Consider the following 14,065-nt stretch of genomic DNA (forward strand, 5'->3'; position numbering starts at 1 on the left):
CTTGATGAGATACTAAGATTAACTGAACATCACTTGCATGATTTCTTCTCAATTTCAATATTTTATACTCATCTAATCTAATTCTATTTCGAGTAGGATACTTTATTCCTACTTCTATAATACGAAAAAAGATTTGATCTGAATTCGACCAAATCTTCAGTTTAGACTTATGCGCGTCCGGAATATTTGCCGTCAGCCGTGTTGATGACGACCATTTCATCCTGTTCGATAAACAGCGGAACACGGATTTCCAGACCGGTTTCCAGCTTCGCCATCTTGGAAGCGGAAGTCGCCGTATCACCCTTCACCGCCGGTTCGCATTCAACGATCCGCAGCTCGACTTTATCCGGCAGAATAATTCCCAGAATTTCGCCTTCATACATCGAAATTGTGACGTTATCGTTCGGTTTCATGAACTTCATTTCCCATTCCAGATGATCCTTCTGGATTTCAATCTGGTCATAGGTTTCGTTATCCATGAAGACCAAAGCGTCGTCGGTATCATACAGATACTGCATTTCGCGCTTGTCGATGTGCGCCTGTTCCACCTTGTCGCCGCCCGTGAAAGAGATTTCGTTGATAACTCCGGTACGCAGATTTTTAACCTTGACCTTGACGATCATCTGGCGCATCGCAGTTTTGTTGTGCTGAATATCCAGAACGACAAAAATATTACCTTCATTTTCAAATGTTGTTCCTGGTTTTAAGTCATTTACAATAATCATTCCTATTCACCATCCTACCTAGTATATTTTATAGGAATAGCCGATTTTGTCAATGATTTCCCGGCTGTGCATGACTATTTTCCCAATGAATCCGGTTGCCGAAGCGGCGGTTGCAGCCGAAACTGATCGTCGCGGCGATCGTCGCAAAGCCCAGATAGCACCATTGGTCAAAATTCAGCCGGCTGCCCAGGATCAGAAACTGCACGCCCAGGATCACGGCGCTGACAAAGAAGTCCAGCAGTTCCACCGTATTTTTGGAGCGGTACATCAAAACCCATGAAATAAAGAACAGCTCGGCGCCATAGATGATGGTCAGAAACGGCGTGCTTCCCGAGGGCAGAAACTGCAGCGTTTCCCCTAACAACATCAAAATCAGAAAGAAGACCGAAGCGACCACGCTGTCCATGAATTGTTTCATCGTTTCACCTCATCTCTATCTCATAGTTTGTCACTTTCCGGTTGGTTTCATCCAGCTTTAGCACAATTTTTTCATAGGCGGTCATCACTTCTGCCGTATCGCCGCGCCATTGTACCTCAGCCTGAATTTCCGCCCGCCAGCCGCCGCAGCGATATTCATGGTTCAGCTGACAGCGTACCCAGCGAAAAATGGGGATTAAGCGCAGATCCTGCCGCTGACTGGCTTCCAGCTGTTCGGCAACGGCGATCTCCGCGTTGAGTTGAAGATAGCCCAATGCCGTCCAGGCGCTCAAGATCAGAAACCAGGCCAGAAAGAACAAGCTGACAAATCCCCGTTTATCCGGCATCGCCCACCACTGCCTCCCATTCACCATCCATGCTGACAAGATGCATCCAGATCTGCGACTGCCGCTGATCAAACCAAACTGTTTCAACCTGATCGAAGAAAATCCAGGTTCCCGGCTGGACCAACAGCCAGTTTCCACTCTGAACAAGACGGCGATTTTGACCTTCGGCATAAAACGTCAGCTGATCGCGGCTCACCTCAATTTCTCCGCTGCTCAAAAGCAGCCGGCGCAGCTGCTGCAGCTGAATTTGATCCTGAGCGGAACGCATCAGCCAGTCCTGTCTGGCGAGAAGCCTGACGAGGGTCGGAATCATCGGCAGAAACAACGTGACAATCCACAATCCCAAAAGCAGATCGATCAGAATGTTTCCGCCGCTTGTTCTGCAGGGTCGCTCGTTTCGATTGGAAGCGGCGTGCATACCGGACATTCCCCCTTTGCTTCAAGCGCTTCCGCCAAGCGCTGGCTACTCTCCTGCTGCCTGCGCTTGGCGATCTCATTGAGATGATAACGGCTGTCCAGCAGACCTCCGGTTAACAGAATACAGGCAGTGCACAGCGCAATCGCGATCAACGCGTCGCTCAGCAAAAAACCGCGATTATTTTCCAACGATGCGCCCCCCTGCCAGCTCCATCACCAGACAGCGCCGGCTGAAGCAGAACGTACGGGCCTGATCAATCCGGCCTTTCCTATTGTAATGTATGCGGATGCGGCCGGTCTGGTCCGCATCAATTTGGGCGATTTGTTCCTGACCTTCGCCCATCGCCCGGGCCTGAAGCGGCAGCACCTGTGCGATAAACCGGCCGGGACTCAAGTCCGGCTGGATGACAAACGGAATCGTCAGCAGCTCGCAAGCCGCCACAATCATCAACGCCAATAACATTTCCGTCAGCGTCGTCCCGGCTTTAGCGGACATAAGCCTGACCCTCGCGGATTTCCAGTTGCTCGCCGCCGGAACATTCCGTCTGCTGCTTCGTCAGCAAGCCTGCCGACACCAGATCATTGATTCTTAACGGCAGCTGACCGGTATCCAGCTTGTATTGGAGAATTGCCGAGTCGATCACCTTCAGCTGCGCCGCGCAGCCCTTTTCATCGACAATTTTCATAACCCGCTGAATATTCGGTACCGACAGCAGAAACAAGATTGCCAGCACGCTGACGACGATGATCATTTCCAATAGTGTAAAGCCCCTTTTCATACGTTTCTTCTCCTCTCTTATTACATCTGACTCATGATTGAAAGCGGCAGCAGCAGGATCTGATAAACGATCAGAATCATCGCTGCAATCGTTCCGTAGGCAAACAGCTGCAGACCTCGCGCTGCCCATCGCAGCTGATCGAACAGTTGTCCCTGACGCACCTCGACATAACTTTCCAACAAGGGTTGAACCTGACCGCTGCGGGAAGCGGTGCGCATCAGCTGCATCAGCGAAGGATCGAGATACTCCGTGCCTAACGCCGTTTCCAGACTTTCTCCTGCCAGCAGCGCCTGTTCCACATGCCAGCTCATGAGTTTCAGAAACGGCTTTTTCGGCAGTTTCTGCAATAACGTCAAGGTTGTCTGCGTCGGACAGCCTTCCCTGAGACAACAGGAAAAATAACGCGAGAAATCCAATCCCAGCCAGCGTCTTAAAAACTTGCCACGGCGTTTTTGAATCAACAGCACATACGCACTTAACCGTGCCGTCGGTTTGCGCAGCCAGATTGCCAAAGCGCCGGATGCCGCCCCCAGCAGCGTCAGAATGAAAAACATTGTGCCCAAGCCGTGATGCAGCAGCACCATCCCCGCCGGGTTTCGCTCAAAGGACTGAATCAGGCTGATCAGCACCGGGAAACAGACATGGTTGAACAAGGCCAGACCTCCCAGACTGCCGGCAGCTAAAAGCATTGGGTAGCCTAACAGCTTGCGGATCTGGCTGCGGTTTTCGGTATATAACCGATGCAGTCTCAGTGCCAAGGTCAGCGCCTGCTGAGGCGGCATGACCTGCGCCATCGTCTCAAAATCAGCGGCGATACCTTTCGGCAGGGCCAAAGCCAATACGGCCGCAAAGTCCGCCCCTTCCAGCATTCGCCCACGCAGCGCGGCGATGATGGAATGGTTCTTCGGCGTTTCAATAAAGGTCATGCTTGTCTGCCAGCTCATCGCGCTGCCCAGAAGAATCGCAAGCTGCTGACATTCAGAGACCGACAGCCTCCCGTTGTTTCTGTGTGATGCGATTTTTGAACAGCAGATCGTCCAGCCGCTGCGGCAGCGGGATAAAATTATCCGGCGCCTGTCCCTGGCGCAGCTGCGCAAGCTGGTCAGGCAGAAGCACTTCATAGACACACATCCTTCCCTTTTGATTTTTTAAGGACACCAACCGCTGACAGCTGACTCCAGCCAGCATCTCCATCAGCTGAGTTTCACTGACTCCCAGTTCGATCATCCGTGTGATCGCCGATTGTGCTGATGAAGCATGAATACTGGTCAGAACCAGATGTCCGGTCAGTGCGCAGCGCAGCGCCATCGCCGCCGCCACCGGCTCGCGGATTTCGCCGATCATGATGACGTCCGGATCATGCCGCAGCAGTTGGCTGATCCCTTCGTCATAACCCAGATGCTGACGCTCGTTGATCTGGATCTGAATGAAACGGTCCGAATAAATTTCAATCGGATCCTCGAGCGTGAAGATCTTGGCCGGGCTTAATTCGTTAAGCATGGCGTACAACGTTGTCGTCTTGCCGCTGCCGGTAGGGCCGCTGACGAGGAATAAGCCGCTGCGTCGTTTCAGCACTTGCTTCAGCAGATCGGTCTGCTTTTTATCCGGACAACAATCGGTCAGCGTCCAGTCCAGCGTTCCGTTGAGAATTCGCAGCACTCCGCTGGTCAGCATCAGACTGTGCATGACCGCAAACCGCAGCGCCAGCACCCTACCATCCACGTCGATCTCAAACCGACCGGTTTGCGGCCGGCTGCCATCGCTCAGCTCCAGGTTGGCCCGGTATTGAAGATAACGGAACAATTTCAGGTCCTGCGCCTCAGTCTCAATGTCCTTAATCTGAAGTCCGCAGCGCATCTGCAGCGTCACTGTTTCATTGCGGATGGAAAAATGCAGATCGGTGGCGTGCTGTTTTAAAGCCATCCGCAGTAAAGCAAGTAATCGTTCTTCCATATTCTCTCGCCCCCTACACCTTCAATATTGCGCATTTTTGAAAAAAACCCCCTCAATATTTAAAAAAAACTGAATTTCTATCATTTTTTACCAAAACTGGATAATAAAAAGAGCTGACGGCACAGTCCGGGTTAACCTTGCACCGTCAGCTTGTTTCAATTAGAGCCTTGAATTTTTGCCTAATCGAACAGATTTTTTCTTTTACCTGCAGTTTACTTTCGCCAATAAGCGCTGCCGTTGGCTGTTCTTTCCAGAAAACCGTATTCAATTAACACTCGGCGCAGATAGACGTGATCCGGCCAGATCCGTTTAAGCATTGTGTTGATTTGCTTTTCAGTATATTGAACTTCCGGTTTGAAATTCTCGGCAATTTGTGCCAATACCGCCAGCTTCCGTTTTGCTTTCGCCGGCATTTCCTTCAACGCACCCTGCGCGTCAAAATAAGTTTTCAGAATTGTCTCGCGTTCTTTTTCCGTTAATTCATATCGCTCGTCGCGCATTACTGCCGCCGCATGCGCATCGACCAGCTCCGTATCGTTTAACTGTTGGATAGAACGGCCGGTGTTTTCGTTAAGCAGATTCATCATCATGACGAACAACTGCGCCTGTTTCTGTTTTTCCCGCAGCTTAAACCGGTAATTGCGAATTGTTGATAACGTGACGCCCTTTTCCTTCGCAATCTCCTGATCGCTTTGTCCCGACGCAAACGCCTGCAGCATTTCCAGCTGCATCGCGCTGACGCCCAGCGGTTCCGGCCCCAACCGCAGCAACATCGTTAAGGACGACCCATGCGCGTTTTTAACGTGCAGCTTCATCTTCCGCTCGCCCAGCACCCAGCGCTCATCCTGGGCATAGATTTCCTGAAGATGATAACGCTGCCGGCAGAACAAACACTCGGCTTCCTCATCTACAATCCGATATCCCCGACGGATTTCTTCCGCGCTGGCGTCCCACAGCTCCTGTTTTTCCATTTCATCTCTCCCCATTCCATTTTATACAAACATTATAAAATAAAATCTACTTATTTCATAGATGTTTATTTGATTATCTACCATAATTTAATCTTATTCTAATTTCCAGCCAATTTATTATGGCCCAGTCCGATATATCTGTGGGTTCTATCCGCCAAGCTTCATCCAGCTTTGCTTTTTGTTCAAAAAAAAGCACCGGCCGCACAGCCTGATGCTTGTTCCACTTTATCCGCGGCGAGTCCGCAGAAAGGGATTATCGTTGAATTCTTTCTCCAGCGTCGTCGCCGGTCCATGACCGGGATACAGTCTTAACTGCGGATCCAGCGTTCGAATCATTTTCAACGTCTGGCGCATCTGCGAATCATTGCCTAAGGGCAGATCCGTCCGCCCCACACTGCCTTCAAAAACGACATCGCCGCAGAAACAGTCCTGACCGATCACAATCAGTACGCTGCCCGGCGTATGGCCCGGCGCTTCCAGAATTTGCAGCTGAATCGTGCCCAACTTCATCAGCCCTTCCGTTAACGGACGAGTCTGACTGCGGACATGAGCCGTCATTCCGGCCATTCCATTGAGGGTTTCATCTTCAAGCAAAACCTGATCCGCAGGATGTACATACACTGGACAATGAAACTGCCGGACCAGTTCGTCAACGGCGCCGATATGATCGAAATGTCCATGCGTCAGCACAATCGCCGCCGGCACGCGTCCCTGCAAATGATCCAGAATCCGCTGAGCTTTGCCCGTCGGATCCAGAATCAGCACTGTCCCCGAATCTTCAAGAATATAAGTGTTAGTCGCAAACGCGCCGGAGGGAATTGATTCAATTCTCATCTACTTTTCCTTCTTTCTCACATCTGATTGAAAACTTTCATTTTTTTAACCGATCGCTGAAAATTAAACGAAATAAAAAAAGCCAGGATCCGGCTTCTTTTATTTTTTCTCCTTGTGAGTCGTTTTCTTATTGCAGCGTGGGCAGTATTTCTTGATTTCCATCTTTTCAGGGTGTTTTCTCTTGTTTCTTGTCCCAATGTAATTTTCTTCGCCGCATTCAGAACATTTGAAAGTAATTGCGTCTCTCATGAATATTCCTCCTAATAATGCTAAACAAGTATAACATAGTTTTTTTTAAATTACTATATTTTTTGAAAAACCTGTTAATTCTTGTGATTTTCGTTTACTGTGCCGGATCGGACGATGCTTGCGGTTCAACAGGATCCTGCGCTGGCGGCAATGCCGGAGTATCCGTCGGGATTTCCGCGCCCGGATCCGTATCCGCTGGCAGATTGGCATTTTCCGCGACGTCATTCGGATTGTATATCGCTTTGGTCAGCTCGTTGGTGATCCGCAGACAGAGATTGCTTTGCGATCCGCCGCCGGTGATCCAGGCGTTCGGAATCATGCATGCCATCGCAAATTCCGGATTTTCCGCCGGCGCGTAAGCGACGACGCTGTTGTTGGTCGTATCATAGCGGGTCGTCGTCCCGTCTTCGCTGGTCACATTGATAAACGATTCCGCCGTGCCGGTTTTGGCGGACATGGTAACCGGCACATCCGTTAAGCCATAACAGATTCCCCCGTAAACGCAGGCGTTGAAGCCCTGCCGCACCCGCTCCAGCGCGGATGGATTTTCCAGTGTTGACAGCACGTTGACATAGTTCTCATAAACGACGTTCTGCGTGCCCGGATCAAACGCCCGGCGCACCAGGCGCGGCTGGATTTTCTTGCCCCCATTGGCAATCGTTGAAACATACTGCGCCAGTTCAATCGTCGTATAGTTATCCAGCTGACCGATCGCAAAGTCCAGCGTGTTGCCGGCGTTGGCCAGCTTGCCCGGCATATAGCCGACCGCTTCATTCGGCACGTCGATGCCCGTTAATACACCCAGACCAAACTGACTGTAATAGCTGCGCATCAGCAGATAGGTATTCGCGTCGATCTGCAGCGGATTGTTTTCAATATACGTGCCGCCGCCCAAACGAATCGCAACGTTGAACATGAACACGTTGGACGACTGCGCCAGTGCCTGCACGTCATCAACCCAGCCCAGCGTCTTCCAGGATTTCTTGATCGGCGTGTCCTTGATTTTAATATAGTTGTCCAAAATCTTCTCGCCCGGCTGAATTACGCCCTGATCCAGTCCCATATAGACCGTCGCCCCCTTGACGACCGAGCCAGGCGCATAAGCGTCGGTGTAGATGCTTGTCGGACTGGCGCTGATCGAGCCGTCAGCATTGCGGATCATGCATGACATCGCCAGGATATCGCCGGTATTCGGATCCTGCAGCACATACATGATCCGGTCCATAAACGGACGCCACGGATCATCTTTATATTCCGTCAGCACCTGGGTTAAAATCTCGTCCAGCTTCTGCTGCAGCCGCGCATCAATCGACAATTCCAGATCGTAGCCCTTGGATCCCTCATTGACCTCGCTCAGATAACCCGTGCCGTTTTCATCATAAGCCAGATCATAGACTGACCGCTTCCCGCTGAGCAGACCCTCATATTGCTTTTCCAGACCGGAACGTCCGACTTTCTCATTGCGGGAATAATCCAGCGCCAGATAGTAATCCAGATCCTCCGACGGCAGCCCCTGCTTGGAGGTCGTCACGGTGCCCAGTACTGATTTCAGCATCGTCCCGAACGGATACTCGCGGTCCCAGTCGAAGTCGACGTTAAAGCCCTGGTAATCTTCCATGTGTTCGATTAAAAATGCCGCTTCCTCCACAGTGACGTCGCTTTTGATAATCTTGGTCTGACCGCTGGAAGGCATATCCATCGCCTGCTTGACGACATATGCCTTGCGCAGATCGGTATCCAGCGTCTGTAAATCCTCCTCGGTAATCCGTGCCAGCTCCAGATAATAAATGTCGTTGTCATTCAGATCACCTTTATAATACGCCGCCATTTCTTCTTCGGTGATCCGTTCGGCGTCGATTTCCTTTTTATGCAGACTCAGATACAAATCTTTCAAATCCCGCGTGCCCAGCTGGGTTTCATCCACTTCATAATCCGTTGAAAAACGCCGCGCCAGCTCCCATTCTTTTTCATCTGAGATTCCCTGAGGCGGGAAATAGGTAATATTCAAACGTTGTTTATTACCGACCAGCACCTGGCCGTTGCGGTCCAGCATCTCACCGCGCGGGGTTGTCACCGTCTGATAACGGCGGGTATAGGTCGCCAGCTTCTGCGCGTAATCATCAGTCTTGAGCATCTGAATCGAATACAGCCGGACGACGATCGCCGCCATGCCCACGCATACCGCCAGCGCGACCAGCTGAAAACGCCGGGTGACAATCTTGCTTAAATCCAGCGCTTTGCGCAGGTGTTCGCTGCTGCCTTCCCAATGCAGTTTCTTATCATCTTTAGTTTTTCTTGGTCCAAGTAACGGTTTATTTGTCATGCACGATCTCCTCGTATGCCTTATTATACCTTATTTTTTTCTGATTGAAGCTAAAACTTGCAGCAACCGGATGAAAACCTGTTCACGCAAACCATGATAAGCTCAGCTTGCAAAGGATTCAGAAGTCTCAAACGGAAATTCAACTTACGCAGATCATCTTCTATGATTTAAAGTTTTCCGCTTCCCGCTTTCATCCCCCTTTTCAAGATACCCATCTCCGTTTTCAAGCTTGTTAATCCTTTATATTTCCTTTTTATCTGCCCTGCATGGCAAATACGCCGCATGCAGAAAATGCGGAAAGCCGCTTTGTCTTTGCGATTTTTTAAAGTTGATTTTCCGCCTTATTTACCAGTGAAAAAGGGAAAAGCTTTCATGTTGATTGCTCGCAAAACGAAGCTTTTGCACGTTTGACAAAATTCTGATATTTTGCTTTCAGCGCATAGATACCCGCCTGTTCCACGTGAGTTTGATCTCCTGCTTTGACCAGAATCCCGTCGTTGACCGACATTGCCAGTCCTCCATTCAGGTCTGCCTTTTTCCTTTTCTTTCTCCTGTCCGCCCGCTTTCAAATTTATGTTATAATGATTACTGAGGTGAATTTCATGAGAAAAAGAACGGAAACTCGTCCGATTCAGGTCGGAAACCTGCAAATCGGCGGTCAAAATCAAGTGATCATTCAGTCGATGACCAATACCAAGACAAAAAACGTCACGGCGACCGTGGAACAAATCCGCCAGCTGACGGACGCCGGCTGCCAGATCGTCCGGATGGCGGTCTATGATCAGGAAGACGCGCGGGCGATCCGGGAAATCAAGGCTCAGGTCAGCGTCCCGCTGGTTGCCGATATCCATTTCGATTATAAATTGGCCCTGACCGCGATTGAATCCGGCGTCGATAAGATTCGCATCAATCCCGGCAATATCGGTGCCCGGGAAAACGTCGTCGCTGTCGTCGAGGCCTGCAAGCAGCATCACGTTCCGATCCGGATCGGCATCAACAGCGGATCCCTGGAAAAAGCGGTGCTGGAGAAATATGGCCGGCCGTGTGCGGAAGCGATGATCGAAAGCGCCCGCAAGCATGTTGAAATTCTTGAGGAACTGGACTTCCATGACATCTGTTTATCGTTTAAATCCAGCGACGTCATGCTGACGATCGAGGCGTACCGCCTGGCTTCCGAGGTCTTCCCCTATCCGCTGCACTTGGGCGTGACCGAAGCCGGAACCTTTACATCCAGCGCGATTAAATCCAGCGCGGCGCTGGGCGCGCTTCTGATGGACGGGCTGGGCGACACCATCCGCGTTTCCGTCAGTGCGGATCCGGTTGAGGAATTGCGCATCTGCAAGCAGCTGCTGCGCTGTTTCAATCTGATCGACAACGTCCCGAATCTGGTCAGCTGCCCGACCTGCGGCCGGATTCAGTACAATATGATTCCGATTGCCGAGGAAGTCGAACGCTTCCTGGCGACGATTGACGCCAACATCACGGTTGCGGTCATGGGCTGCGCGGTCAACGGACCGCAGGAAGCCAGCCGGGCCGACATCGGCATCGCCGGCGGCAAAGAGGAAGGCTTATTGTTCAAGAAAGGCCAGCTGATCCGCAAAATTCCACAGGATCAGATCGTGGAAGTCTTAAAAGAAGAAATTTTGAAAATGATTTAACATTCCGGCTGCCGCAGCTTGTTTCCTGCGGCAGTTTTTCGATCGAAGAAGACAATGGCCAACGTTTAAGGAGGAATGGATTATGACGGATCTATTATGTTTCGGCAGCTGCGTGCTGGATCTTTATGCGGATGGGCAAAAGCCTGCGGTCGGCGGGGATGCGGCGAATCAGGCGATCTTGTTATCCAAACTCGGCTTCTCCACGGCCTGCAGCGCCCGGCTGGGGCAGGATCAGGAAGCGGATCTGATCCTCGCTCAGCTTCAGGCGCATAACGTCAAGATTGACTGGCTGCGCCGGCATGCCGGCGAGATCACAACACATTCCCGGATTCAGCTGGACGCGCAGGGTGAACGGCGCTTCACCGTTACCGGCGAAGCGCACCGCCATTTCACGCTGGCTGATTTTCCGATGGAGGCGCTGCCTTCTCTTCGCGCCTTGTCGTTAGGCTCGCTGTTTACGCTGCATGAACTGGAAATTTCCGGCATGGAACTGATTTTTAGCCGCGCGCGGGATCTTGGCCTTCCGATTTACAGCGATACGACCCGCGACCGGCATCACAAAGGGTTGTCCGGCGTGGCGCATCTGCTTCCTTACATCGACGTTTTCATGCCCTCGCTTGAGGAAATCCGTCCGCTGTGCTCACGCTTCCAGCCGGATGAAATCGCAGAAGAATTACTCCGGTTCGGCATAAATACCGTGGTCCTGAAAATGGGGTCTAACGGCGCCAACGCCTATCGAGCAACGCAAGTCTGGCGCTGCTGCGGCTATCCCGCCAAGGTTGTCGACACAACCGGCGCGGGCGACAGCTTCTGCGCCGGCTTCATCGCCAGCTCGCTGAGAGGCCTTCCCATTCCTCATGCTTTGGAAAACGGCTGTTGGTGCGGGGCGCAGGCCGTCCAGACAAAAGGAGCGAACACCGCTGGGCTCGCTCCATTCCGCCTGCCCTGGCCGCTGCGTTAAACTGCCGATTCAGCCATAAAAAAGACAGAAATCCAAGCTGAAACAGGATATCTTTTCAGCTTGACCTTTCTGTCTTTTTAATTTAGGGTTTCCGTGCGAGATACAGATCAAGCGTATCATAGATCCGAATCTGGTCTCCGGTTTCCTGCAAACGTTGGGCCATTGTCTGTTCAAAAGCCCGGCGACGGGCTTCCGGCAGCGCCCGATGATCAGAATACGTATTCAGCAACCCCAGATACGCTTCGGTATTCAGCGTCCGCACGCGCTGGTACAAATGCGTTTGAACGGATGTGAAGCCCGCCTCGATAAGCCGGTCTTTCCATACCGCCAGATCCGTTTCATCAAATCCCTTCAAAGCCTGATCCGACGGACAAAATTGTTGATAAACCTCGCGGTTGATCCGGTTCGACGGATCTTCCAGCCGGTTTGGATAAGGATGATTCCAGAATAAGGCCAGGCAGCCCTGCGGTTTCAACAAGCGCAGCACTTTCTCTAATGCCTCTCTCTGCGGCAGCCAGTGAAAAGCCGTCGCGCAATAAATCCCATCCCAGCTGTTTTCGGCAAGCTCCAGTTCCATAAAATCTCCCTGAATCACCTGAAACCGTGATCTCTGCTTAAACTTATCGCGGACAAATCGAGCCAGATTCTCCCCCAGCTCCACCGCCGTCAGATCACAGCCGGTATCCAGGATTGGCTGGGTGGCCTGTCCTGTGCCGATTCCGATTTCCAAGATCCGGCTTTGCCCTCCGGCATGAAAGCTTTCGATCACATCCTGCATCAGCGCATCGGGATACCCCGGACGAAAGCGATCATAATTCTGTTCGTCTTCATTGAATTTCAAGCGCAGCTCCACGTTCTCCCCCTCCTTCAATCCTTCTTAATTTAAGTTTATCACAAAATCAATTTCAACGTCTTTCAAAGCGGAGATTTTTATCACTTCCCCTCGCGCCGCGCTGCGATCAAAGCTTTTTGTTAAGCGTCCTTTTCCGGCGTTGCCCAGAACGCATCCCAGTCAGTCGTAAACATGCGGGAAGTCGATAACTGCGTATTTACAGGAATCAGATAAACAAAATCGCTGATTTCACGTCCGCAGACTGCCGGACGTTCGAAACGGAAGGTATTCTTTGTCATATAATCGCGGTAGTCGTCTAAACCAAACGCCCCGCCGTTATAGTTCGCTTCCGGATTCGCCGTCAGCGGACGGCCTTCGATCAAGGCGGAGCGCAGCGCTTCCACGCCGATATAATTTCCCTGTTCGTCCATCAACATTAAATTGTAGGTCGGATCCAGGAAGATCCACTGATCCAGCTGTTCGCTGTACGCCTGCACGACGACATGACACTCCTGATCCCATTGACTTGCCGAAAGACACCAGACCGGCACCGCCTTCACCCCATAGCTGCGCAGGATCCCGCTTAACAGCACCGAAAGGTTGTTGCAATTCAAGCCGCCTCCCTCGTCGCCATAGACGCCGACGCTGTCAAACGCAATATCGCCGCGATATTGCGAATAAGAGCTGTGATCATATTCCTCGCAGACCCAGAACAATCCGGCTTTCATCAGCTCCACGTCAGTTTTTCCGCCCAAAACCTCATCCAGATGATGTTTGTCCAGCCACGATGCTGCCTGCGAATCTTTTCCCAGCTCAAATTGATAGGCCGGGACTTTGCCGTCAGGCGCATAGTCCTGATATTTTACCAACAGTTCCAGCCGCTCCCGGGTTGAAGCATTGAGGCTGAAATTCAACAGGTCGTCGGCTTCGGGTTCATTCCATTTCAGCGTTACGTCCAGTGTCTGCCCATTGTTATTCAGACTTCCCTGATAGCCGTCCTCTCCCTGGGAGAGGGTCAGCGTAAACGGTTCATTTTCATAAGTGAACAGGAGCTTTCCCGCCTCTTCCTCCAATCTTTGAAGCGGTGATTGCACGCCGATCTGGCCAAGCCAACCCCGGCCGGTGTTGATCAGAACCAGCCGCCGGTCATGGTCGATGAAAAACCCGCTGCCTTCATAAAATCCAATCGGCAGGGATTCCAGGGATTCAGACACAGTTGTTTTTACCGCGCAGCCGCTCAGCAGGCAGAGTAAACCAAGCATGATTTTGATTGTTTTTATCATTTCGATTTCCCCCATTCATTTTGATTTCGAACAATCTGTACTATTTATAATAATACAGTATCGTTAAAAATTCAAAAAGACAAGAACGACTTGATCCGACTTTATCTGACAACCAGAATCCCCGCGAAAGTGACGCTCAATCAGGAAGGATTGGAAACAGTTGATCCCGGCTTCTAAAAAGGAAGATAACAAAAAAACGAACCATTCGCAAACAGCGAACAGTCCGTCATCTGAAGTGAAAGAATTCCAGATTTCTTTACTCAGCGCATCCTCGAATCATCCGCGCGAGTATGGTTCTTTTTTTCCAATTTTAACC

18 protein-coding genes are annotated in these 14,065 nt (G+C 51.2%); 2 read left to right on the forward strand and 16 right to left on the reverse strand.

What is annotated here, in order from left to right; genetic code table 11:
• Window positions 1–167 precede the first annotated feature (167 nt).
• From efp to I2D94_RS13490, 14 genes are all read right to left on the reverse strand, one after another.
• On the reverse strand, window positions 168–725 hold the full coding sequence (gene efp, locus I2D94_RS13430; RefSeq protein ID WP_072683412.1) for an elongation factor P: 558 nt from the start codon (window positions 723–725) through the stop codon (window positions 168–170).
• A gap of 49 nt (window positions 726–774) precedes the next feature.
• Window positions 775–1,143: a hypothetical protein gene (locus tag I2D94_RS13435; protein ID WP_072683413.1), complete on the reverse strand. Its 369-nt coding sequence runs from the start codon at window positions 1,141–1,143 to the stop codon at window positions 775–777.
• Between the two features lie 4 nt (window positions 1,144–1,147).
• On the reverse strand, window positions 1,148–1,489 hold the full coding sequence (locus I2D94_RS13440; RefSeq protein ID WP_072683414.1) for a hypothetical protein: 342 nt from the start codon (window positions 1,487–1,489) through the stop codon (window positions 1,148–1,150).
• Entirely contained in the window at window positions 1,479–1,907 is a 429-nt protein-coding gene (locus tag I2D94_RS13445) for a hypothetical protein (RefSeq protein ID WP_159432747.1), read from the reverse strand. Before I2D94_RS13445 ends, I2D94_RS13440 begins: the two co-directional genes overlap by 11 nt.
• Window positions 1,847–2,095, reverse strand: coding sequence for a hypothetical protein (locus tag I2D94_RS13450; RefSeq protein ID WP_072683416.1), 249 nt, complete (start codon window positions 2,093–2,095; stop codon window positions 1,847–1,849). Before I2D94_RS13450 ends, I2D94_RS13445 begins: the two co-directional genes overlap by 61 nt.
• The gene (locus I2D94_RS13455; RefSeq protein ID WP_072683417.1) at window positions 2,085–2,402 is read right to left on the reverse strand and encodes a hypothetical protein; all 318 of its coding nucleotides are present in this window, start codon (window positions 2,400–2,402) and stop codon (window positions 2,085–2,087) included. The genes I2D94_RS13450 and I2D94_RS13455 overlap by 11 nt, the downstream gene beginning before the upstream one ends.
• Window positions 2,392–2,685, reverse strand: a complete 294-nt coding sequence (locus I2D94_RS13460) for a competence type IV pilus major pilin ComGC (protein WP_006060297.1) — start codon at window positions 2,683–2,685, stop codon at window positions 2,392–2,394. Before I2D94_RS13460 ends, I2D94_RS13455 begins: the two co-directional genes overlap by 11 nt.
• 20 nt (window positions 2,686–2,705) lie before the next feature.
• Window positions 2,706–3,629: a type II secretion system F family protein gene (locus I2D94_RS18725; protein ID WP_369802538.1), complete on the reverse strand. Its 924-nt coding sequence runs from the start codon at window positions 3,627–3,629 to the stop codon at window positions 2,706–2,708.
• Between the two features lie 34 nt (window positions 3,630–3,663).
• Complete coding sequence (locus I2D94_RS18355) at window positions 3,664–4,638, reverse strand: ATPase, T2SS/T4P/T4SS family (protein WP_072683419.1); 975 nt, start codon at window positions 4,636–4,638, stop codon at window positions 3,664–3,666.
• Between the two features lie 212 nt (window positions 4,639–4,850).
• On the reverse strand, window positions 4,851–5,609 hold the full coding sequence (locus I2D94_RS13470; RefSeq protein ID WP_072683420.1) for a DUF2087 domain-containing protein: 759 nt from the start codon (window positions 5,607–5,609) through the stop codon (window positions 4,851–4,853).
• Window positions 5,610–5,834: 225 nt separating this feature from the next.
• The gene (locus I2D94_RS13475; protein ID WP_195397288.1) at window positions 5,835–6,443 is read right to left on the reverse strand and encodes an MBL fold metallo-hydrolase; all 609 of its coding nucleotides are present in this window, start codon (window positions 6,441–6,443) and stop codon (window positions 5,835–5,837) included.
• Between the two features lie 99 nt (window positions 6,444–6,542).
• A complete protein-coding gene (gene rpmG, locus I2D94_RS13480) occupies window positions 6,543–6,692 on the reverse strand; it encodes a 50S ribosomal protein L33 (protein WP_020223239.1) in 150 nt (49 codons plus the stop codon).
• 94 nt (window positions 6,693–6,786) lie between these two features.
• Complete coding sequence (locus tag I2D94_RS13485) at window positions 6,787–9,015, reverse strand: penicillin-binding protein 2 (RefSeq protein ID WP_072683422.1); 2,229 nt, start codon at window positions 9,013–9,015, stop codon at window positions 6,787–6,789.
• 370 nt (window positions 9,016–9,385) lie between these two features.
• The gene (locus tag I2D94_RS13490; RefSeq protein WP_195397289.1) at window positions 9,386–9,523 is read right to left on the reverse strand and encodes a hypothetical protein; all 138 of its coding nucleotides are present in this window, start codon (window positions 9,521–9,523) and stop codon (window positions 9,386–9,388) included.
• A gap of 94 nt (window positions 9,524–9,617) precedes the next feature.
• Between I2D94_RS13490 and ispG the strand changes: the two genes are divergently transcribed.
• Together ispG and I2D94_RS13500 are read left to right on the forward strand one after the other, a co-directional pair.
• Window positions 9,618–10,673 carry a flavodoxin-dependent (E)-4-hydroxy-3-methylbut-2-enyl-diphosphate synthase gene (gene ispG / locus I2D94_RS13495; protein WP_195397290.1) on the forward strand — a complete coding sequence of 352 codons (1,056 nt, stop codon included), beginning with the start codon at window positions 9,618–9,620 and terminating at the stop codon, window positions 10,671–10,673.
• Between the two features lie 82 nt (window positions 10,674–10,755).
• Window positions 10,756–11,634, forward strand: coding sequence for a carbohydrate kinase family protein (locus I2D94_RS13500; protein ID WP_195397291.1), 879 nt, complete (start codon window positions 10,756–10,758; stop codon window positions 11,632–11,634).
• Window positions 11,635–11,716: 82 nt separating this feature from the next.
• Here I2D94_RS13500 and I2D94_RS13505 read toward each other — a convergent pair whose 3' ends face one another.
• Together I2D94_RS13505 and I2D94_RS13510 are read right to left on the reverse strand one after the other, a co-directional pair.
• Window positions 11,717–12,487 carry a class I SAM-dependent methyltransferase gene (locus tag I2D94_RS13505; protein ID WP_195397292.1) on the reverse strand — a complete coding sequence of 257 codons (771 nt, stop codon included), beginning with the start codon at window positions 12,485–12,487 and terminating at the stop codon, window positions 11,717–11,719.
• A 119-nt stretch (window positions 12,488–12,606) separates the two neighbouring features.
• Window positions 12,607–13,749, reverse strand: a complete 1,143-nt coding sequence (locus I2D94_RS13510; RefSeq protein WP_195397293.1) for a transglutaminase domain-containing protein — start codon at window positions 13,747–13,749, stop codon at window positions 12,607–12,609.
• Window positions 13,750–14,065: the final 316 nt, after the last annotated feature.

The organism is Holdemania sp. 1001302B_160321_E10, from assembly GCF_015552275.1.
Classification (GTDB): domain Bacteria; phylum Bacillota_I; class Bacilli_A; order Erysipelotrichales; family Erysipelotrichaceae; genus Holdemania.

Excerpts from the sequence above, each read along its gene's own strand:
- efp (WP_072683412.1), bottom strand. The coding sequence starts at position 725 with ATGATTATTGTAAATGACTTAAAACCAGGAACAACATTTGAAAATGAA.
- I2D94_RS13435 (WP_072683413.1), bottom strand. The coding sequence starts at position 1,143 with ATGAAACAATTCATGGACAGCGTGGTCGCTTCGGTCTTCTTTCTGATT.
- I2D94_RS13440 (WP_072683414.1), bottom strand. The coding sequence starts at position 1,489 with ATGCCGGATAAACGGGGATTTGTCAGCTTGTTCTTTCTGGCCTGGTTT.
- I2D94_RS13445 (WP_159432747.1), bottom strand. The coding sequence starts at position 1,907 with ATGCACGCCGCTTCCAATCGAAACGAGCGACCCTGCAGAACAAGCGGC.
- I2D94_RS13455 (WP_072683417.1), bottom strand. The coding sequence starts at position 2,402 with ATGTCCGCTAAAGCCGGGACGACGCTGACGGAAATGTTATTGGCGTTG.
- I2D94_RS13460 (WP_006060297.1), bottom strand. The coding sequence starts at position 2,685 with ATGAAAAGGGGCTTTACACTATTGGAAATGATCATCGTCGTCAGCGTG.
- I2D94_RS18725 (WP_369802538.1), bottom strand. The coding sequence starts at position 3,629 with ATGAGCTGGCAGACAAGCATGACCTTTATTGAAACGCCGAAGAACCAT.
- I2D94_RS18355 (WP_072683419.1), bottom strand. The coding sequence starts at position 4,638 with ATGGAAGAACGATTACTTGCTTTACTGCGGATGGCTTTAAAACAGCAC.
- I2D94_RS13470 (WP_072683420.1), bottom strand. The coding sequence starts at position 5,609 with ATGGAAAAACAGGAGCTGTGGGACGCCAGCGCGGAAGAAATCCGTCGG.
- I2D94_RS13475 (WP_195397288.1), bottom strand. The coding sequence starts at position 6,443 with ATGAGAATTGAATCAATTCCCTCCGGCGCGTTTGCGACTAACACTTAT.
- rpmG (WP_020223239.1), bottom strand. The coding sequence starts at position 6,692 with ATGAGAGACGCAATTACTTTCAAATGTTCTGAATGCGGCGAAGAAAAT.
- I2D94_RS13485 (WP_072683422.1), bottom strand. The coding sequence starts at position 9,015 with ATGACAAATAAACCGTTACTTGGACCAAGAAAAACTAAAGATGATAAG.
- I2D94_RS13490 (WP_195397289.1), bottom strand. The coding sequence starts at position 9,523 with ATGTCGGTCAACGACGGGATTCTGGTCAAAGCAGGAGATCAAACTCAC.
- ispG (WP_195397290.1), top strand. The coding sequence starts at position 9,618 with ATGAGAAAAAGAACGGAAACTCGTCCGATTCAGGTCGGAAACCTGCAA.
- I2D94_RS13500 (WP_195397291.1), top strand. The coding sequence starts at position 10,756 with ATGACGGATCTATTATGTTTCGGCAGCTGCGTGCTGGATCTTTATGCG.
- I2D94_RS13510 (WP_195397293.1), bottom strand. The coding sequence starts at position 13,749 with ATGATAAAAACAATCAAAATCATGCTTGGTTTACTCTGCCTGCTGAGC.